The sequence below is a fragment of the Thermosynechococcus vestitus BP-1 genome (genome assembly GCF_000011345.1).
GTDB classification, from domain to species: Bacteria; Cyanobacteriota; Cyanobacteriia; order Thermosynechococcales; family Thermosynechococcaceae; genus Thermosynechococcus; species Thermosynechococcus vestitus.
In genome coordinates, this window is record NC_004113.1 from 1,514,258 (window position 1) to 1,532,498 (window position 18,241).

Below are 18,241 nucleotides of genomic sequence, written 5' to 3' on the forward strand. Positions count from 1 at the left end.
CCTGCTGGAGTGGCCAGGGGGGAGCCTCTAGCCCTCAGAGAAAAAGAGGCGAATCAATAGGTACAGCATGAGCTGGCGATAGCGATAGAGGAGGAAGGCGATCGCCGGTGTCAGAACCACAAAAAAGCCGTAGAGGCCGACCACGGTGGCTAAGTCGGTGTGGAAAAAGTCGCGGGCAAGGCGAACCAAGTCGTGATCAATGCCCCCCTTACCCATGAGGTACATTTCCCGAACCACAGGATTAAACTGCAACTGCCAAGCAAAGCGCATATTAAAAAACACAATGAAAAACCCCACCATACCGTAGAGGGGACGTTCAATGGGGTAGCGGCACCCCCAACCACTGAGGGCACGGTAGAGAAAAATCCCAGCAAAAACAAGTTCAAAGCCATGCCCCATCGCCACAAAGAGCATTTCATGGACAGGACTAAAGGCCACAAGGGTATAGACCAGCGTCAAGACCCCAAGGCAAATAAGGGTCAGCCGATTTTGACGGTAGAAATAGGCCAAGGCCAGTAATCCTGTGTAGATGAGCAGGACAAGCCCCCCTGCGCGATCGCCATGGAGGGTGACGCCACCACCGTAGCGAAAATCAAAGGCCGGAACCGCTGGATAGCCAAAGAGCCAGGCCACCACTGCATGACCCAGCTCGTGAACCAGAGTCACCAGCGGACTGAGCAAAAAGGTCATCTGCTCGGAAGCAAGGAGCAAAAGCGATAGACCCAACCCCGCTGCCATCACTTGCCAATCTTGGCTGCTGAGGGGTTGTACGGGAATGCCAAACGCCTCCCTGCGGGGCGGGGTGGGGAGCTGCTGACGCAGGTGCTCCCCCTTGGCAAGGCGCAGTAACTCATGGGGACAGGTCAGATCAAGCACCTCTTCCCAGAGATCGTTGCTGCCTTGGGAGGCGGTGATCAGGAGTCTGCTGTGGGCATAGTTTGGCCAATGGACCAGTTCGCGAGCGAGTAGCGTTAGCACAATCGCAGCCGGGACAGCCCTTGGACACTGAAGGCGCAACAGGAGACATTCTCGCTGCTGGCTCACTGTGACCCCTATCCCCTTGGGAGCAAGGGCCGCCCCTAGAAGGGCTTGAATGGCCGCGAGATTCCCTGTGGCAGCCACTAGGCGTAGAGCAGAGCGAGTCATGATCTACTCCGATTCCAGGCGGCGTAGCCACTCGCGATCAATGGCTTCCGATTGGTCGAGTTCCTGCTCCACCAAATCCTGATCTGAGCGATAAATCACATCCTGTTCACGGATTTGCCGCTGCTGGGCATAGGCTTGAGCGGCCCGTAATTTGGCACGCAACTGGGGTGTGGGATTGGCCAAGAGATTAGCGAAGTGATAGCGGCGGGCATTGCGATCGCGAATGCGTTGATTTTGCGACTGTAACCAGTAGTACCGCCCCAAGGGAATTCCCAAAAAGCCAATGCCATAGCCAAGTAAAATCCAAAAGATCGAGGCGACAAAGGCCACCAGTCCCCCCAGCTCTTGGGCGATCGCCCCATCTCCCAGCAGGTACCACAGCATCAGTGCACCGATGAGATTGACACACCCCAAGCCAATGGCCACCATAATTTGCCAAGCCGGTGCCCGACTAAAGCGCCAGAGCTGCTCCTCCAAGATGGGGGGAAGTCTCTGCTGTTGCCCTTGGCGAGTTTGAGCCGTCGTTTGTAGCTCAGGAAAGCAATAGATAATTTGCCCTGTCTCCGTAACCTGCGGACGGCCATTAAAGTGGGTGAGCACCGGCAGCATGTACCACTCGTCGTCCCCCGGATCGGTTTCTAAATCGAGATAGGGGGCAATTTGCTCTGCCGTCACCGCCCCGCTATTGTTGCGGATGACCTGGCCAATCAGTTGCCAGCGGCGCTCTTCAAGGTCCGCATTGGGATTGCCATCGCCAAAGAGGAAGGAATACACCCCCTCAAAAAAGTTCATTTCCTCGATTTCCTCGCCATTGCCCCTTGATGGGGAGCGCGATCGCCGGGGAGAAGAATCGCCAAAGAAATACCAAAAGTCGGGAAAGACCCAAAAATTGATGCCACCGCCCCCCCAAGAGCGGTCTTGGCCGCGATTGTCATCGTCTCGACCTTGACTGGAAAGGGCAATCAAAATGATCGCGATCGCCAGAAAAATCAGGACAATCGAAATAATGAGGAAAATGCCAAAGGAAATGCGAATGAGATAGAAAACAATGCCCCAAACCCGCTGCGCTACCTCCCGTAGCCGCAGTTGCCAGTATTTGGCCTGCAGGATACTGCGAAAATTTCTTGGGAAGACATAGACAATATCACCGCTTTCGGCCACTTGCAGCGTTCCCCCGACATCGGCGGCCAAGGCCATTAATCCTTTTTCGGCCGTTTGTAGCGGTAATCCCACTGTGCTCGCCACATCCCCTGCGGTCACTCGGTACCCCAGTCTGTCTACAGCCTGCATCAGGCGGCGATCAACCGTCATGGTTGCCTCCCTATTCGGCAAAACCCCTCTTGTTCCACCCTAGCGTTTTCCTGCAGGTCTTGGGGAAGCAAAAAAAGAACCCACCCCAAGGGCAGGTTCCCAACGGACCAGTCTGAGAAAAAGGGGCCCTTAGCCCACGGCTTCAAAATAGACTTTGGATTTGACAGGGTCAGGGTTCATCGTCTTGTCACCGGGGTGCCAGCCCGCGGGGCAGACTTCATCGGGGTGAGTTTGAACGTATTGAATCGCTTGGAGTACCCGCAGGGTCTCATCAACACTGCGGCCAAAGGCCAAGTTATTGATTGTTGCGTGTTGGATAATCCCTTCTTTATCAATGATGAACAGACCCCGCAGGGCCACGCCTTCTTCGGTCAGGACATTGTAGGCAGTGCTGATGTCTTTTTTCAGGTCAGACACCAAGGGATATTTAAGATCGCCGACACCACCAGCTTTGCGATCAGTTTGTGTCCAAGCCAAGTGGGAGAACTGGCTATCCACAGACACGCCCAGGATTTCGGTGTTCAATTTGGCAAATTCATCGTAGCGATCGCTAAAGGCAACAATTTCCGTGGGGCAGACAAAGGTAAAGTCCAAGGGATAGAAAAAGAGAACAACGTACTTACCGCGATAGTCCGAGAGCTTGATGGTTTTGAACTCTTGGTCATAAACAGCAACCGCTTCAAAATCGGGGGCGGGTTGACCGACGCGCAGACACTCAGACATAGAAAACCTCGTACTCCTAACTAGGACAGGTTGAACAGGACTGTTTACATTTTTTAACAGCTATGTCTACTATATCAGACTCATAACGGTTTTGATTATGAAATAGTTGATCGCTGCCACCGCTGCTCAGGGAAGCGGGAGAGCCGTGACCGGTAAAAACAGAAGGCAAAGTAGAACCTTGCCCCCAAGATATAGACAAAAAGCTTCCGCTGCAGATCGGTCATGGGATTGGCAACCGTGCTCGTCAGATTTGCCAATTCGGGCGCCCCAATCACCACCAAAAGAGCGCAGCCCTGCATCAGCGTCATGAAGTGATTGCTGAAGGGGGTCAGGATAATCAAAATAGCTTGGGGCAGAATAATTCGCCATAGGGTTTACCGACCCGAGAGACCGCCGCTGAGGCTGGCTTCCGTTGGTCCTTTGGGAACCCCCTCTCAGCCACTGCCAAAGACCTCACTCCAATAGGCACCATTGTTCAATCCCAAGCCAACGATGCCGTAGAAGATGGCGTTAAAAAGCGGGGACACCAAGCGGTTGCTTAACAGCACGGTCATGACCTCAAAGGCAATTTGCTCCGGATCAACGCCTAACTGATTCAAAAAGCCCCCAATGGCAAACCCCCACACCAGCAGTTGCACCAGCGTAGGGGTGCCGCGCCCAAATTCAATGTCAACCCTACTGAGTCAGCGCAAAGGAGGGGCAGGATGCAACCTCGCCCAGGGGGCGATCGCCCCCAAGATCACCGCCAAAAGCAAACTAAAGACGGAGAGTAGAAACGTTGCCATTGCCGTCTGAAGAAAAAACCGTGCCTACACCATAACAGGTCACGAAAGTCATCGAGGTAGCCACAAAAGGCAAGAATGCCCAGCCCTAACCACACCACAAAAGATGCCATTCAGCCATTTTGCCCAAGGAGGAATCAACGGTGCCCCTTGCTGCCTTCTCAGAAAACCCTCCTTTTTGTCAGGATGATTTTGTCAGGATGATGACACCATCTCGTTTTCTAGGACACCATTCGCCCCACAGCAAAAGTGGGCAAGGAATTCCTGATTGCCCGCAGGCCCCAAAATCGGCGAGGGAGTGACACCGTAGCACTGCCACCCTAAAGCTGCGGCTGCGGTTATCACCTGATCCACCGCTTCTTGACGCGCCTTGGCATCGCGCACCACACCATTTTTGCCGAGGCGATCGCGCCCCACTTCAAATTGCGGCTTAATGAGAGCAATCAGCTCTCGCGGCGGCAGCAGTAATTCCCAGAGGGCCGGCAACACCTTAGTTAGGGAAATAAAAGAGACATCCACCACGCCTAGATCGGGTCGGGGGCCATCGTCGGTGTACAGATCGGCGGGGGTTAGATAACGCAGGTTAGTGCGTTCCCTGAGAATAAGGCGCGGGTCCTGGCGCAGCTTCCAATCCACTTGGCCATAGCCCACATCAATGCCATAGACCAATTGGGCTCCCGCTTGCAGCAGACAATCCGTAAAGCCGCCCGTGGAAATACCGCCATCCAAACACACGCGATCGCGCACCACCACCGGAAAGACCCCTAAGGCATGGGCCAGCTTTTCACCCCCCCGCGAAACATAGGCGGGTTTTGCTTTTACCTGAATCGTGGCATCCACAGCCACCAGCGTCCCCGGCTTATCAATGGGAATATGGTTGACGTGAACTGCGCCAGCACGAATCCAGCGTTGGGCCTGTTGGCGGCTCTCACACAGATGCCGCTCCACAAGAAGACTATCCAAGCGTTGCTTTCGGGGAGTCATTGATCCTTCCGCAGAGGGGCAAAGGCAAAGAGCTGGTTGACATCAAGGGCTAACCCCCGCAACGGGGGTTGGGCAAAGAGGGTGGTTTCACTCTGCCACAGGGGCAAAAAAGCCACGGCCTCAGCATTGAGTTCCTGAAGCTGACGCAAGAGCGCGCCGCGGCGTTGGGGATTGGCCTCACGGCGACTGGCAGCAATCAGGTCATTGGCCTCAGGACTGTAGAAAAACGACCCCCACGCAGCACTGGCACCCCTTTCACAGCCGGTGGCTACAGAACCGCGATCGCAACTCAGGAAGGGTTCAAGGTAGTTATCGGCATCGTAAAAATCACCGTACCAGTCAAGCAAGACCAAGGGATAGGCGCCACTTTCTAAATTGCGGTAGATCGTAGCGGCATCGGCACTGTCTAGTTGCACCTGAACGCGATCGCCCAAATCCCGCTCTAGGGAAGCTTTCAGAACCGTTGCCGCCAAGACATTACTGGGAACATTGGCACGGTACCAAAGGTTGACCACCAAGGGCTGCTGCGCTGAAATCGTCGTCTTCTGCAACCAGTGCTCTATTTGGCTAGAATGACCGTCTCCATAGCGATCGCGAAAGACAGGCTCACTCACAGGAAATACACTCGGCACGAGGGAGTACAGGGGTTCTGCTTCCCCCAAAAAGACTCGCTCCACGAGGCGCTGACGATTCACACTCGCAGCCAAAACCTGCCGCGCCGCCAATTGATCCCAAGGGGGTTGGCGCATATTGATGCTTAGGACAGTCACAGCGTTGCCTGCCCCCGTAATGACCTGCCAGTGCCTTGTTGGCGCTTGAGTCTTGAGGGCACGAATTTGATTGGGGTCGAGAGCACCGATGGCCACATCCACTGCCCCCGTGCGAAAGGCATTGTAGAGATTGGCACTACTGGAGAAGATTTGCACGCGAATGCCAGCATTTTCCGGCTTAGTGCCCCAATAGTCCGCAAAGGGTTCAAGGCGCACCCCATCCGTCCTGTAGGCCGCTAGGCGGTAAGGGCCTGTGCCCACAAATTGGGTCGGCAAGAAGCGATTCCCCGCTGCGCCATAGGCCGTAGGAGAAACGGCACACAGGCCACTAAAGGCCAACAAATGGGGAAAAGCCACGAAGGGTTCCCGAAGGCGAATTTCCAGCAAGTCGTCGGCGATCGCCTTGATTTCTTTGACTCGTCCGGCGAGCAGGGAGGCGGGCTGGCCCCCACTACTTATAAATCGCTGCAGGGAAAAGGCCATGGCGGCAGCATTAAAGGGCGTACCATCGTGGAAGTAAACCCCCCGCCGCAGGGGAATGCGGTAGGTGAGGCCATCGTCGCTGACTTCGGGTAAGGCAGTGGCCAGTTGGGGAATGAGGTCGTTGCCTTTGTAGGTATAGAGGCGATCGCCCAAATTGAATAGGAGCAGGCCCGCTAAGTTTTCGTAGGCATCAGCGGGGTCAAGGGTGCGCAGGCGAGCCGTCGTGCCAATGACAATACTGGCATCCCCTTGGTGCGACCCCTCACCGCCACAGGCAACCAGCAGCAGGCTCAACAACAGTACAAGACATCCCCGTAGTAGCCGTTGTGCCACGGACACACCCGCTCGGTACATCATCCACTAGAATAAAGGGCGAGCGATGGGACTCGAACCCACGAATGGTGGAACCACAATCCACTGCCTTAACCACTTGGCTACGCTCGCCATGTTCCTAAGCTAGTCTTCTAGGATAGCATAGAGAATGCTCCCATGAAAGTGCCTCTCCTTTCCCAAATCATGGCACGCCCTCTCTGGTGCGGCGGGGGGGCCTTCTTTCTGTTGGGGATGATTGCGGCCTGCCTCACCAATCCCACCCCTGCCGACTATCAACGCCGGACCGCAACGGAAATGAACACCTTCCTTTTGACTCAGGTGTGCCCAGAGATCATCAATCGCAATAGCGCGATCGCCAGGGTGGCCTTGGAGGTCTGCGATCAACTCGAATCCCGCTCAATAGAAGACATTGAACGCTACATTGCCTACAACACCCAATCCTACAATCTTGGCGTTGCTACCCTTTTTGTTACCGAACTGCCGATGCAAACCATCTGGAGCCTCGGCCTCTTTGGTCAAATTATTCCGCTAAGGCGATAAAATCCGCTTTCCCCTGGTGGTAGGTGCAAAATGCAAGCATCCAGCCCCACGGTACCGACCAAGTTCTTTGGGGAAATACTGTCGGCAGGGCGATCGCCTCAGGGAGGCCTTTGAGTTCTCCCAGCCCATGACATTGCGAGTGTGGGCTGTTTCCGACTGAACCCCGTCATCGGTCTATCCATTCTCCGGCGGTAACAGCAACGCGTCCTTTTATCTCCCCTTTGGCGATGTCGGGGGGTACCGGGGTGGTTTTCCTCTCTCCTGTGCTGTAGGCCATCTTTACCGCCGACTACCCACTGGGGCACTCTAATGGTGGCGCGGGGAAAGGCTGTGCCAAGATATATCAACGAGGAGACGCCAGTAAAAAACAATTATCATGATTGGGAAAACCCTTGGCGGGCGCTATAAACTCATTCGAGTCTTGGGTGCTGGGAACTTTGGCCAAACGTTTCTGGCAGAGGACGTTCATCGCCCCATTCGGGCCAAGTGTGTTGTTAAATATCTGCGCCCTGCTCGTAGAGATGCGGCCTTTCTCCCTTTGGCGCGATCGCTTTTTCAACGCGAGGCACAAATTCTAGAGCGGCTGGGCACTCATGACCAAATCCCCCGCCTCCTTGCCTACTTTGAGGAGGACAACGAGTTTTACCTTGTCCAGGACTTCATTGAGGGGCAAGTCCTCCGGCAGGAATTGTTGCTGGGCTCTGGGTGGCCAGAGGCACGGGTGATTGAGCTGCTCCACGATGCCCTTGGAATTCTCAGCTTTGTGCATCAATGTGGTGTCATCCACCGCGATATTAAACCCGATAACTTGATTCGTCGCCAATTCGATCAGCGCTTGGTACTCATTGATTTTGGTGCGGTGAAGGAAATGGGGGTCTCCATTGGCGGCGGCACTTTAGTGGGAGATGCAAATCCCCAGACGATCGCCATTGGCACCCCGGGGTATATGGCCCCAGAGCAAGCCCAAGGAAGGCCCCGGCCGGCCAGCGATCTCTATTCCTTGGGCATGGTGGCTGTACAGGCATTAACGGGGTTGAGTCCCCTGCAACTCAGCCAAAACCCCTACGGCTGTTGGTGTTGGCAAGCCACTGAACCGGTGAGCGATCGCCTAGTGCAGTTTGTCAATAAGCTCATTCACCCTTCTCCCTACGAACGCTTTGCTACGGCTGCCGATGCCCTTGCCGGCCTGCAACAGGTAGAGGTGCCCAAATCGTTTTGGTTCCGCCTTGGCAAATTTCTCAGAACTCCCCTGCAAGACCTCTGGCGATCGCCAAAAACGGGGGAGGTGCTCCCCCCTCCACTACCCCCTGTTTCTACGCTATCCCCCCAAGCCAGCGAACCCAAACCAGTCTCCTCGCCACCGGCAGCCACCACTGCCCTTCCCAACCAAGGTCGCCGTATTTTTATCAGTCACTCCAGTCACGGCACCGATTTGCAATTGGCAAGTGCCCTCCAAGAGGCGTTGCAAAAGGCGGGTCACCAACCCTTTATGGCTAGCCAAAGTATCCGCCTCGGGGAGGCATGGGCACAGCGGATTGATCAGGAGCTCAAACAGTGTGATTTTTTTGTTCTGTTGCTCTCGCAAACGGCAGCTCAAAGTGAAATGGTGCTCGAGGAAGTCCGCACCGTCAAACAGTTGCAAGCCCAACGGGGCGATCGCCGTCCCTTGATCTTGCCTGTGCGGGTCAATTTTCCCCTGGATATGCCCTTGAACTATGAGCTGCGGGGCTACCTGCATCGACTGCAACAGCGCTTCTGGCGATCGCCAGCGGATACCGACACCCTGCTGCAAGAAATTCTCGACTTGGTGAATGCGACCACTGCCCCTGTGGCCACCCGTAGCGATGCCCCCCAAGAAACCATTGCTGAACCGGATCAAAGAAATACATTCGTCGCTGATGGTCCCCCTGTTCCCGTGGCTGAGCCGGAACTGCCGGAAGGGCAGGTGGAAGTAGCCTCGGCGTTTTATATTGAGCGGCCTCCTATTGAGCAGCGTTGCCGGGAAACCCTCTTGCAACCCGGCTCTCTGATTCGCATCAAAGCTCCCCGCCAAATGGGCAAAACCTCACTCATGGCCCGGCTGCTGTACCGCGCCACCCAAGAGGGCTATGGTACTGTTCCTCTCAGTTTCCAACTGGCGGATGCCCAAGTCTTCAGTGATTTGGAAAAACTACTGCGTTGGCTCTGTGCCAGTGTTGGACGGCGCCTAGGGCTAGAAAACCGCCTCAATGAGTATTGGGATGACATTTTTGGCAGTAAATATAACTGCACTGCCTATTTTGAGGAGTATCTCTTACCCAATTGCCAAAAACTGGGGACACAATTTGAGAGTCGCCCCCTTGTTCTCGGCTTAGACGAAGTGGATCGAGTGTTTGAATATCCGGCAGTGGCCAGTGACTTCTTTGGCCTGTTGCGGGCATGGCATGAAGAGGGCAAAAACCGCGATATTTGGCGCAACCTCCGTCTAATTGTGGTTCATGGCACCGAGGTTTACATTCCCCTTGATATTAACCAATCCCCCTTTAACGTTGGCTTAGCCATTGATCTGCCGGAATTCACCCAAGAACAAATCGCTGAGTTGTGCCGCCTTCACGGCCTGAGTCTTTCAGAAGGCCAGCTTCAAGATCTGCAGCACTTAGTGGGGGGGCATCCCTACCTGATTCGTCTGAGTCTGTATCATCTCGCCCGCCAAGACCTCACATGGCAGGAGCTAATGGCCAATGCAGCCTCAGAAACGGGGTTATATCGAGATCACCTGCGGCGACAGTGGTGGCATCTCCAGCAGCAGGAAGACCTAGTACCCGCCTTTAGGAAGATTCTGCAAGCAGACAACGGCAGTGTGGTTGATAGCACCATTGGCTTTAAGCTCCACAGTTTGGGACTGATTACCCTAGAGGGGAATTTGGCGAAGGTGCGCTGTGATCTTTACCGCCGCTATTTTGGCGATCGCCTGCATTAGACCCCCAAAGATTGGCCAGCCCGGCAGCGGTTGTCCGAGCAACAACTCCCTTGCTAAGCTAAAGGTACAGGGGTTCGGTTATCCGCCAATGACTCTCATTCGTCTTGGATCTGTATCCCGCTGGCCAGTTCTCCTTCGCGGGTGATGCCGTCTATGACGTTAATGTACGTTGCGCCTCAGTGGCAGACCCTAGCATTTCCCTCGACACTTTTTCTGCAGCCCATCCTAGAGATTCTGATCAGTGATCTTCCCCCCCCATACAAAGAGGAAATTAGGCTAGGTCTCCAAGAAGCCCTCGTTAATGCGGTTCGCCACGGCAATCAACTCAACCCCGAAAAGTTAGTGCTGGTGCGTTATACCTTTTCTCCTGATCAGTGCTGGTGGGTGATTACGGATCAGGGGGACGGCTTCTCTCCCCCCAGTCATGTTTCGGAAACCGCTGATGAGTTGTTACCCGCCGCCGACTGTGAATGTGGTCGGGGCTTATTTTTAATCTATGCGATCTTTGATGAGGTCTATTGGAACGCTAAGGGTACTGAACTGAGGCTGTGCAAGTATCTCATCCCAACCGATCAGAATCGCTTGAGCTAGAGCGGAATGACATCAACCCAATGGCGATACTGCGGCTCTCGGCCTTCAACGATCGCCTGTAATTGTTTTTGCAGTTGGAGTGTCAGGGGGCGATCGCTGGGCAGAGTGTAGGTCTCAATACGACTGACGGGCACAATTCGCGCCGCCGTACCGGTCAAAAAGACCTCATCGGCAATCAACAGTTCCGTGCGATCCACGGGTCGCTCCATCACCTTAACACCGGCTGCTTGGGCCAATTCAATGACACTGCGGCGGGTGATGCCCTCCAGAATATCCTGATCCACACTGGGGGTAATCAGTTGCCCCTCCCGCACCAAAAAGAGATTCATCCCGGTGGCTTCACAAACTTTCCCCTGCTCGTTGAGGAGAATCGCCTCATCAAAGCCGCTGGAAACGGCCTCTGTTTTGGCCAAAGCGGAGACAATGTAGGAGGTGGTCAACTTGCCCCGTAGGGGAAACGAGCGATCGCACTGCCGCTGCCAAGAACTAATGCGGCAGGTAACGCCGGTCGCTGCAAGATAATCTCCAAGGGGCAGGCCGTAAATGAGAAAATCCTTTTCAATATCGTGGAGCCGAGGGGCGATCCCTAGCCCAGAAGTGTAAACCAAGGGTCGAATATAGAAAGGCACCCTGGGTTGATTTTTCTGCACCCACTCAATGATTCTTGCTTTAATCTCACTGGTGGGCAATTCATAGCCCAGATAATAGGCACTGCGACTAAGGCGCCGACAGTGATCCTCAAGGCGGAACAGAAGTATTTCCTTAGGATTAGCGGGATTGGGAAGACCCCGCAAGCCCCCTAGGGCAGCTGTTCCGTAGTGAAGGGCATGGGTAGCTACGGAAATTTTGGCTTCTTCAAAGGGCACAAATTGACCGTTGAGGTAGGCGTAGGGAAGAAAGTCACTCATGCGGACATGGGCAAGGTTGACGAAGGGCAGATGAAATCCAGGGGGGAGCCTCAATAGTTTAACATTTTCGCTTGATCCTCAAAAGCTACGGTTTTGAGTCCTCTGCGGTGATTTCTTCAACCGTGGACACCTGGAGGACTAAGCGAAAAGGGCGACCCATGCGCTGATGGATAAACTCTTCCATGAGTCTCACTTGCTTGGGGGTGACCGGTTCACTGGCGCGTACATTCAGGCGCACAATTGGTGGATTACTGACCCAGTCGGTCTCCGTACTCAGTAAATCGAGCCGCTGAAAGGTGAGGGTACCCCGCACCAGCGCTTGCCGTACCTGATACTGTAGGCGCGCCTGCTGCAGAAGGCGACCAAAACTGATGGCCAGCGGTACGACTAAGACAGCCGTTAAAGCCCCCGCAATGAGCAGTGGACGCCGACTTCGTCGTAGGGGAATATAGCCGCAGATAACAAACAGAACCATGCAGGCAAGGGCAATGCCCAGCAGGTTCGTCAGATACAGCAGGGTTGCCCCCAGGGTCAGGCGGGCATTTCCTTGGGCAAGGCCTAGGCCAATGGTGCACACCGGTGGCATTAGGGCAACAGCGATGGCGGTGCCGGCTAGGGTATTAGAAACACGAGGTTCAGCGATCGCGTAAGCACTCACAGCACCGGCCACAACGGCAATACCAAGATCAAGGAGTGTGGGTTGGGAGCGAGCCATAATTTCACTCCCGTACATTTCAAGACGCACAAACAGGCCAATCACCCACGACATCCCAATAGCAACTACGGTACCTGTCCCTAGAGCGATCGCTGCGTCTCGAAAAAGTTTGATATCGCCACTCAGAGAGGCAAAGGCTAGCCCCCGAATGGGTGCCATCAAGGGAGCAATGATCATTGCCCCAATAATTACCGCTGCACTATTGGCCAATAGTCCAAAGGTGGCGATCGCACAGGAAGTAACAATCAAGACGAGATAGGGAACATTCAAGTGGGATTCCGTATAAAGCCTCTGGGTCAGTTGATTGAGGCTCTCTGGTGTGCGGCGGTGGTAGCGGAAGGATTGTGCTTGATACAACCAATGGAGGAGGCGGTGTTTCATCAGTGATGTGACAAGGTCAGGTTAAATCAATCCTACAGGAAGTGCCACTGGTCAAAGGTGGCGGCCTGTCCCACTCGATTGCCTGCCTCATCTAAAACCGTCCAGATGCAAGCATTTTCAATGCGAAACCGTCGTCCTGTGCGGGAGATCCGAATGCCACTGTAGTTATCGGCATACCCTTGGCGGTCAGCTTGGGCGAGAAGTGCGGCCCGTTCAGCTTGAGCCATTGGTTCAGCTGTAAAGCGCGAGGGAAGCCGCACCCAGTTTAGCCAGGGGTATTCCCAGAGAGTGAGGGCAGCTTGGTTGCCGTAATTGAGAATTGGATCCGCCTCACTGCCATGGGATAGCACAGGCTGGGACCAGTAAAATAATTGCTGCCCCAGGCTACAGTCGTCCTCAGCAGGATAGGGGAGGAGCGATCGCCCCGTCCATCGCTGAAAACTAACACAAATGCGTCGTGCCTGCTGGAGTGCCGCTGGCTGTAACCAAGGTTCCATCCCTTAAGGTGCGGTCAATACACGACTAGCGGCGGCTACCCCAGCGCCTGGAGTAAAGTTGTTGTAGCCCAATTCTCCCAGCACGGCTTCAAGGGCACTGACAGCTGCCAAAATATCGCGATCGCTCACAAAGCCCAAGTGACCTATGCGGAAAATCTGTCCCTTGAGGTGATCTTGCCCACCGGCTAGGGCAATGTCAAAGCGTTTTTTCATCAGGTTGCGAATCTTTTCGGCCTCCACCCCTTGGGGTGCGACGGCAGTAATGGCGGGACTAGCACACTCATCCGGCGCATAGAGGGGCAAGTTGAGTGCCTTCATGGCCGCACGGGTGGCCTGCATCAAGCGCCGGTGGCGAGCAAAGATAGTCTCTAGACCCTCCGCCTGCATCATCTCCAGTGCGGTCTTTAGGGCAAAAAAGAGATTCACGGGTGGCGTAAAGGGGGTTGTGTTCTTGGCGGCGTCTTTGCGGTATTTGCCAAGGTCAAGATAGAACTTGGGCAGCGTTGCCGTTTTGTAGGCTTCCCATGCTTTGGCGCTAACACTGACAAAGGCCAACCCCGGTGGAATCATATAGCCCTTTTGGGAACCAGAACCAACCACATCCAGTCCCCACTCATCAATAGGGACACTCACAGCGCCGAGACTGGTGACCGCATCCACGATGATTAGGGCTTGGCCGTGGGCTTTAACATGGCGATTAATCGCCTCTAAGTCGTTGATCACCCCCGTTGAGGTTTCGCTGTGGGTAACGATCACTGCTTTGATGGTTTTAGCCGTGTCCGCCTCCAGGGCTGCTTTGAAGTCATCGGGGTTGAGGGGTTGTCCCCAAGGGGCAGTAATGCGCTCCGTCTTCAGGCCATAGGCATCGCACACTTCCCCCCAGCGATCGCCAAATTTGCCGTTACAGCCCACAAGGACGCGATCGCCCGCACTCAGAAAGTTAATGATCCCGGCTTCCATTGCCCCTGTGCCGCTGGCCGTCAGAATCAGCACATCATTCGTCGTCTGATGCAGCCATTTCAACCCTGCCGTCACCGCTGCCATGATCTCGCTAAAGTCACCGCTGCGATGGCCAATAGGATGTTTACTGAGGGACAAAAGAACGGATTCGGGCACCGGCGTCGGACCCGGAATCATTAACATCGATTTATCTTGCATCGTGAGTTGCGAACCAATTCCTAGTAATGAAACGACTAAGCCCAGTGGGCGGCCATGTGCTCTGCCAAATCCAGAACCCGCTGGCTATAGCCCCACTCGTTATCGTACCAAGCCACCACTTTCACTAAATTGCCCCCCAGCACCATCGTTAGGGACGCATCCAAAATTGAGGAGGCATTGTGACCCCGATAGTCGGAAGACACAAGCTCCAGTTCACTGTAGTGGATAATCCCCTTCATAGTGGTTTCAGAGGCCTCCTTGATGACCTGGTTGACCTGCTCAGCAATGGTGGGTTTTTCCACCTGAGCGACAAAGTCGACCACAGAAACATTGGGCGTGGGTACCCGCAGGGCAATCCCGTTTAGCTTCCCTTGCAATTCAGGAATCACTAGCCCGACTGCCTTAGCAGCCCCCGTAGAAGTGGGCACAATGTTCATCGCTGCTGCCCGGGCTCGCCGCAGATCGCGGTGACTCGCATCGAGCAGGCGTTGATCCCCAGTGTAACTGTGGGTTGTCGTCATCATCCCCTGCTGAATGCCAAAGGCTTCATGGAGCACTTTGACAATGGGGGCTAGGCAGTTGGTGGTGCAACTGGCATTGCTGACGATATCCTCACTCGGATCGTAGGTGTGGTGATTTACCCCGACCACATAGGTGGGGATGTTGCCTTTGCCGGGTGCTGTGATCAGAACTTTTTTCGCACCGGCGCTCAGGTGTTTGCTTGCCCCCTCACGGCTGGTAAAGACCCCCGTGGCTTCAATGACCAGATCAATTCCCCAAGCGCTCCAAGGCAGATTTTCAGGGTTGCGATCAGACACGCATTTAACCGCATGGCCGCCGGCATAGATACAGTCGTCGTCAGCAGTGATTTCGGCATCCTGGAAAATGCCCAACATCGAGTCATACTTTAGCAAATGGGCATTGGTGCGGGGATCGGAGGTATCGTTGATGCCTACAATCTCTAGCTTGCTATTGGCTTTCCGCTGTAACCAGCAACGCATGAAGTTCCGACCGATGCGCCCAAAACCATTGATAGCGACTCTAACCACCTGATCCCTTCCTCTGTTGACTAACTCATTGCCAGAAATGATCTAGGAAACATTCTAAGGGGCAATGGTCATTTTATTTCGCTTTTTTTAACGATGTACCAAAGGACGTTCCTCAAGAGGAGCCGATAAGGCCTCCTCCAAGGGGGCACGGCCAAAGCGCTCCTCCAGTAGATCCATCACGGTGCGGCCAAAGTTATTGGGATTGAGTCGCCAAGCTGCAAGGCACACTTCCCCAAAGACAGATCCCATGGGTTCAGGGTTCCAAAGCAGTTTCTTGGCCGTCCACGGCATGAGGCTCATCGGGTTGTAGTCGGGGCGCAAAATGCCGCGCTCGAGGGCATATTCCTCAAGGTGGGTATGGGGTTGCAAACCAATGAAGAAAATGGCCGGCTCAACGTTGTCTGCACCAAAGATGCGTTCCAGTTCGCGGTGGTAGGCAATGGTCTGGGCAATGGTGTCGGTGCGTTCATCAATGACATTGAAGGAATAATTCACAGAGACAAGGGCATTGAAGCCAGCAGCTTTCAAATCACGGCAGTTTTGCAGCACTGTTCGCAGGTTGTAGCCCATGCGCATTTTCCGCACCAGTTCCTGGGAGCCACTGGTAATACCGATTTCAAAGTAGTTCATCCCCGTTTGTACCATGAGCTCACACAGCTCGGGGGTGAGGTTGTCGGCACGGATGTAGGCCGCCCAGTGAATGTCATTCATGCCGGCTTTGAGGATCTCCCGCAGCAGGGCGATCGCGTCGGGGATAAATTTACGAGCGGGGATAAACTGGGCATCGGTGAACCAAAAGTTGCGCACACCGCGATCGTAGAGCTGCCGCATTTCAGCGACGACTTCTTGAGCAGGATGAATGCGCACCTGTTTGCCTTCAACCACGGTATAGACGCAGTAGCAACAGTTGTGGGGACAGCCCCGCTTGGTTTGCACGCCAATATAGAAGTCGCCCCCCTGAAGGTAATACTCAAATTCCGGCCAAATGCTCTCGATATAGTCGTAGTTGCAGGCGGTTTTTTCGATGGGGGTTGGCCATTCGTGGATCAGGCGATCGCGGGGCTTCTCAACACCGGCAACGTAGCAACGCTCCCCGGAAATTGGTTGGTTCGTTAGGACTTTGTGCAGGAGTGTTTCCCCTTCGCCAACGGAAACAATGGTGCCTTTGGGCAGTTGAGAGCCCAACTGTTCATAGAAGACACTCACCGCGCCGCCCCCGACAATGGTCGTGACTTCCGGATGGTGACGCTTGGCATGGTGGAGTCCCAAGCGGATTAAGTTGAGGTTGCGCCAAAGTTCACCATAATAGGCACTCATCACCCGCAGCCCCCCGATCGCTCCCCGCAGCTTCACTAAAGGATTGCGAGCGTAATAGACCTCAAAGGCATGTTGTAGGGGATTACCCCCGCGTCCCCCCACTGGGGCATAGATTTGAATATCTCGCCAAGAAAACACCAGATGGGTGGGTCGAAACTCATCAATGACTTGGGGGAGGGCACGCCGAAAATCGAGGGGCGGCACCGTCCCCAAATCAAAAATCCGTTGCCTGATGCCGGGCAATTGCTTATGGATATAGTCCGCAAGATAGACAACACCAATGGGAAAAATGGGATTGCAGGGGAGACGGATGTAGAGGACGCGGGCAGACATGGGCTACTCAGCAAAGATCTATGGAGACGGTAAATTTTTAATAAATTCCTATACCTGTTTAGGTTGTAACACATCCATACCTTGCCAGCAGGGGATCACAGTAACTCAAAGAAAAGATGAACGGTCGATCCTGTAGTTGAGTTTACAACTGCATCGAATTGACAATGTTAGGCTAACAAGGGTAAAGACCTGTCCTATAACAAACCCTGACTTCCTATGCCGCAAATCTTTGATCCCGTCCCCAGCGATAGTTGCGATCGCATCCTCTGCTGTTATGTCAATGCCACCAGCAAAATTCAGGTGGTACGCATTACAAATATTGCCAACTGGTATTTCGAGCGGGTGGTTTTCCCAGGGCAACGACTCGTGTTTGAATCGCCACGGGCAGCACAACTGGAAGTTCACAGCGGCATGATGGCAAGTGCAATTCTCTCGGATACGATCCCCTGCACTGAGTTATTGGTGCAAGAGGGGGGAGATAATTTTTTTCCCAATGATCCTGTCAGCCAGCAACGGCTAGAATTGCTCAATGAGACTCCGACGCAACCCACTGAAAAAGTGATGATCCCTTGAGCCCGCCCCAGTCAATTCCTCGCCCCTACACAACGGCCATTTTGGCCAGTAGTTTAGATGGTCGGCTGGCCCGTGCCGATGCCCTCGGTGAGCGTATTGCCTCGGCCTATGACTTTCAGCACCTTGAACAGCAGGTAGCACAGGTGGATGCGGTGCTCTTTGGGGCAACGACACTGCGGTTGGGGGGGACAGCGATGCGCCTTCAATCTCCCCATCTAATTGCTGAACGGGAACACCAAGGGCGATCGCCCCAACCCTTGCAAATTGTCTGCTCCGCTAGTGGTGAACTAGACCTCAATCTTCCCTTTTTTCGCCAGCCGATTCCCCGTGCCCTCCTGACGACCGAGAAAGGCGCCAGCCGTTGGCAAGGAGCCACTGCCTTTGATCACTGTTGGTGTGCTGGGGGAGAGGCGATTGACTGGCCGCAGGCTTTTGCCCACCTTCAAGCTTCTGGTGTGCAAACCTTGGCTGTGTTGGGGGGAGGACAGCTTTTCGCCTCCCTGCTAGAGATCGGCGCCATTGACGAATTGTGGTTGACCCTCTGCCCACTCCTCCTTGGATCGGCAGCCCCTAGCCTCTATCCGGAGGGGAACCCCTGCTCAGGGAAGTTGATCCTCCTTAATGTGTTGCCTGTGGGCAATGAGGTTTATCTCCACTATCGTCTGAGTTATTGAGCCTTGGTTGCCAC

Annotated in this window: 18 protein-coding genes and 1 tRNA gene; 5 read left to right on the forward strand and 14 right to left on the reverse strand. The window is 54.4% G+C overall.

The window, feature by feature from the left end:
- Positions 1-27: 27 nt before the first annotated feature.
- From TLL_RS07365 to TLL_RS07400, 8 genes are all read right to left on the reverse strand, one after another.
- Positions 28-1,146, reverse strand: coding sequence for a hypothetical protein (locus TLL_RS07365; RefSeq protein WP_011057292.1), 1,119 nt, complete (start codon positions 1,144-1,146; stop codon positions 28-30).
- 3 nt (positions 1,147-1,149) lie between these two features.
- Complete coding sequence (locus TLL_RS07370; protein ID WP_011057293.1) at positions 1,150-2,457, reverse strand: hypothetical protein; 1,308 nt, start codon at positions 2,455-2,457, stop codon at positions 1,150-1,152.
- Between the two features lie 129 nt (positions 2,458-2,586).
- Entirely contained in the window at positions 2,587-3,180 is a 594-nt protein-coding gene (locus tag TLL_RS07375; RefSeq protein ID WP_011057294.1) for a peroxiredoxin, read from the reverse strand.
- A gap of 95 nt (positions 3,181-3,275) precedes the next feature.
- A complete protein-coding gene (locus TLL_RS07380) occupies positions 3,276-3,542 on the reverse strand; it encodes a hypothetical protein (protein WP_407635181.1) in 267 nt (88 codons plus the stop codon).
- Positions 3,543-3,614: 72 nt separating this feature from the next.
- Positions 3,615-3,818, reverse strand: a complete 204-nt coding sequence (locus TLL_RS07385) for a hypothetical protein (protein ID WP_011057296.1) — start codon at positions 3,816-3,818, stop codon at positions 3,615-3,617.
- Between the two features lie 339 nt (positions 3,819-4,157).
- Positions 4,158-4,946, reverse strand: coding sequence for a TlyA family rRNA (cytidine-2'-O)-methyltransferase (locus TLL_RS07390; protein ID WP_011057297.1), 789 nt, complete (start codon positions 4,944-4,946; stop codon positions 4,158-4,160).
- Positions 4,943-6,532 carry an ABC transporter substrate-binding protein gene (locus tag TLL_RS07395; protein ID WP_231833745.1) on the reverse strand — a complete coding sequence of 530 codons (1,590 nt, stop codon included), beginning with the start codon at positions 6,530-6,532 and terminating at the stop codon, positions 4,943-4,945. Before TLL_RS07395 ends, TLL_RS07390 begins: the two co-directional genes overlap by 4 nt.
- Before the next feature lie 38 nt (positions 6,533-6,570).
- Positions 6,571-6,643 (reverse strand) — tRNA-His (locus tag TLL_RS07400).
- A 45-nt stretch (positions 6,644-6,688) separates the two neighbouring features.
- Between TLL_RS07400 and TLL_RS07405 the strand changes: the two genes are divergently transcribed.
- From TLL_RS07405 to TLL_RS07415, 3 genes are all read left to right on the forward strand, one after another.
- Positions 6,689-7,072 (forward strand): DUF4359 domain-containing protein, encoded by a 384-nt coding sequence (locus tag TLL_RS07405; protein WP_011057299.1) that lies wholly within the window; start codon positions 6,689-6,691, stop codon positions 7,070-7,072.
- A gap of 376 nt (positions 7,073-7,448) precedes the next feature.
- On the forward strand, positions 7,449-10,031 hold the full coding sequence (locus tag TLL_RS07410; RefSeq protein ID WP_011057300.1) for an AAA-like domain-containing protein: 2,583 nt from the start codon (positions 7,449-7,451) through the stop codon (positions 10,029-10,031).
- A 144-nt stretch (positions 10,032-10,175) separates the two neighbouring features.
- Positions 10,176-10,622 (forward strand): ATP-binding protein, encoded by a 447-nt coding sequence (locus tag TLL_RS07415; protein ID WP_164920881.1) that lies wholly within the window; start codon positions 10,176-10,178, stop codon positions 10,620-10,622.
- Here TLL_RS07415 and TLL_RS07420 read toward each other — a convergent pair.
- From TLL_RS07420 to TLL_RS07445, 6 genes are all read right to left on the reverse strand, one after another.
- On the reverse strand, positions 10,619-11,530 hold the full coding sequence (locus TLL_RS07420) for a branched-chain amino acid transaminase (RefSeq protein ID WP_011057302.1): 912 nt from the start codon (positions 11,528-11,530) through the stop codon (positions 10,619-10,621). The genes TLL_RS07415 and TLL_RS07420 overlap by 4 nt on opposite strands.
- A gap of 85 nt (positions 11,531-11,615) precedes the next feature.
- Positions 11,616-12,626, reverse strand: coding sequence for a DUF389 domain-containing protein (locus TLL_RS07425; RefSeq protein WP_011057303.1), 1,011 nt, complete (start codon positions 12,624-12,626; stop codon positions 11,616-11,618).
- Positions 12,627-12,658: 32 nt separating this feature from the next.
- The gene (locus TLL_RS07430; protein WP_011057304.1) at positions 12,659-13,123 is read right to left on the reverse strand and encodes an MEKHLA domain-containing protein; all 465 of its coding nucleotides are present in this window, start codon (positions 13,121-13,123) and stop codon (positions 12,659-12,661) included.
- Positions 13,124-13,126: 3 nt separating this feature from the next.
- The gene (locus TLL_RS07435; protein WP_011057305.1) at positions 13,127-14,281 is read right to left on the reverse strand and encodes a pyridoxal-phosphate-dependent aminotransferase family protein; all 1,155 of its coding nucleotides are present in this window, start codon (positions 14,279-14,281) and stop codon (positions 13,127-13,129) included.
- Between the two features lie 35 nt (positions 14,282-14,316).
- Positions 14,317-15,330, reverse strand: a complete 1,014-nt coding sequence (locus TLL_RS07440; protein WP_011057306.1) for a type I glyceraldehyde-3-phosphate dehydrogenase — start codon at positions 15,328-15,330, stop codon at positions 14,317-14,319.
- Positions 15,331-15,417: 87 nt separating this feature from the next.
- Positions 15,418-16,980: a photosystem II high light acclimation radical SAM protein gene (locus tag TLL_RS07445; RefSeq protein ID WP_011057307.1), complete on the reverse strand. Its 1,563-nt coding sequence runs from the start codon at positions 16,978-16,980 to the stop codon at positions 15,418-15,420.
- A 216-nt stretch (positions 16,981-17,196) separates the two neighbouring features.
- Here TLL_RS07445 and TLL_RS07450 point away from each other — a divergent pair, with 216 nt between their 5' ends.
- Together TLL_RS07450 and TLL_RS07455 are read left to right on the forward strand one after the other, a co-directional pair.
- Entirely contained in the window at positions 17,197-17,553 is a 357-nt protein-coding gene (locus TLL_RS07450) for a DUF1830 domain-containing protein (RefSeq protein ID WP_011057308.1), read from the forward strand.
- The gene (locus TLL_RS07455; RefSeq protein WP_231833747.1) at positions 17,550-18,227 is read left to right on the forward strand and encodes a RibD family protein; all 678 of its coding nucleotides are present in this window, start codon (positions 17,550-17,552) and stop codon (positions 18,225-18,227) included. Before TLL_RS07450 ends, TLL_RS07455 begins: the two co-directional genes overlap by 4 nt.
- Positions 18,228-18,241: the final 14 nt, after the last annotated feature.

Bases quoted from the DNA above. Each gene is read 5' to 3' on its own strand.
- TLL_RS07415 (WP_164920881.1), top strand. From the start codon at position 10,176: ATGCCGTCTATGACGTTAATGTACGTTGCGCCTCAGTGGCAGACCCTA.
- TLL_RS07425 (WP_011057303.1), bottom strand. From the start codon at position 12,626: ATGAAACACCGCCTCCTCCATTGGTTGTATCAAGCACAATCCTTCCGC.
- TLL_RS07445 (WP_011057307.1), bottom strand. From the start codon at position 16,980: ATGTCTGCCCGCGTCCTCTACATCCGTCTCCCCTGCAATCCCATTTTT.
- TLL_RS07405 (WP_011057299.1), top strand. From the start codon at position 6,689: ATGAAAGTGCCTCTCCTTTCCCAAATCATGGCACGCCCTCTCTGGTGC.
- TLL_RS07410 (WP_011057300.1), top strand. From the start codon at position 7,449: ATGATTGGGAAAACCCTTGGCGGGCGCTATAAACTCATTCGAGTCTTG.
- TLL_RS07435 (WP_011057305.1), bottom strand. From the start codon at position 14,281: ATGCAAGATAAATCGATGTTAATGATTCCGGGTCCGACGCCGGTGCCC.
- TLL_RS07390 (WP_011057297.1), bottom strand. From the start codon at position 4,946: ATGACTCCCCGAAAGCAACGCTTGGATAGTCTTCTTGTGGAGCGGCAT.
- TLL_RS07365 (WP_011057292.1), bottom strand. From the start codon at position 1,146: ATGACTCGCTCTGCTCTACGCCTAGTGGCTGCCACAGGGAATCTCGCG.
- TLL_RS07420 (WP_011057302.1), bottom strand. From the start codon at position 11,530: ATGAGTGACTTTCTTCCCTACGCCTACCTCAACGGTCAATTTGTGCCC.
- TLL_RS07450 (WP_011057308.1), top strand. From the start codon at position 17,197: ATGCCGCAAATCTTTGATCCCGTCCCCAGCGATAGTTGCGATCGCATC.
- TLL_RS07430 (WP_011057304.1), bottom strand. From the start codon at position 13,123: ATGGAACCTTGGTTACAGCCAGCGGCACTCCAGCAGGCACGACGCATT.
- TLL_RS07375 (WP_011057294.1), bottom strand. From the start codon at position 3,180: ATGTCTGAGTGTCTGCGCGTCGGTCAACCCGCCCCCGATTTTGAAGCG.
- TLL_RS07370 (WP_011057293.1), bottom strand. From the start codon at position 2,457: ATGACGGTTGATCGCCGCCTGATGCAGGCTGTAGACAGACTGGGGTAC.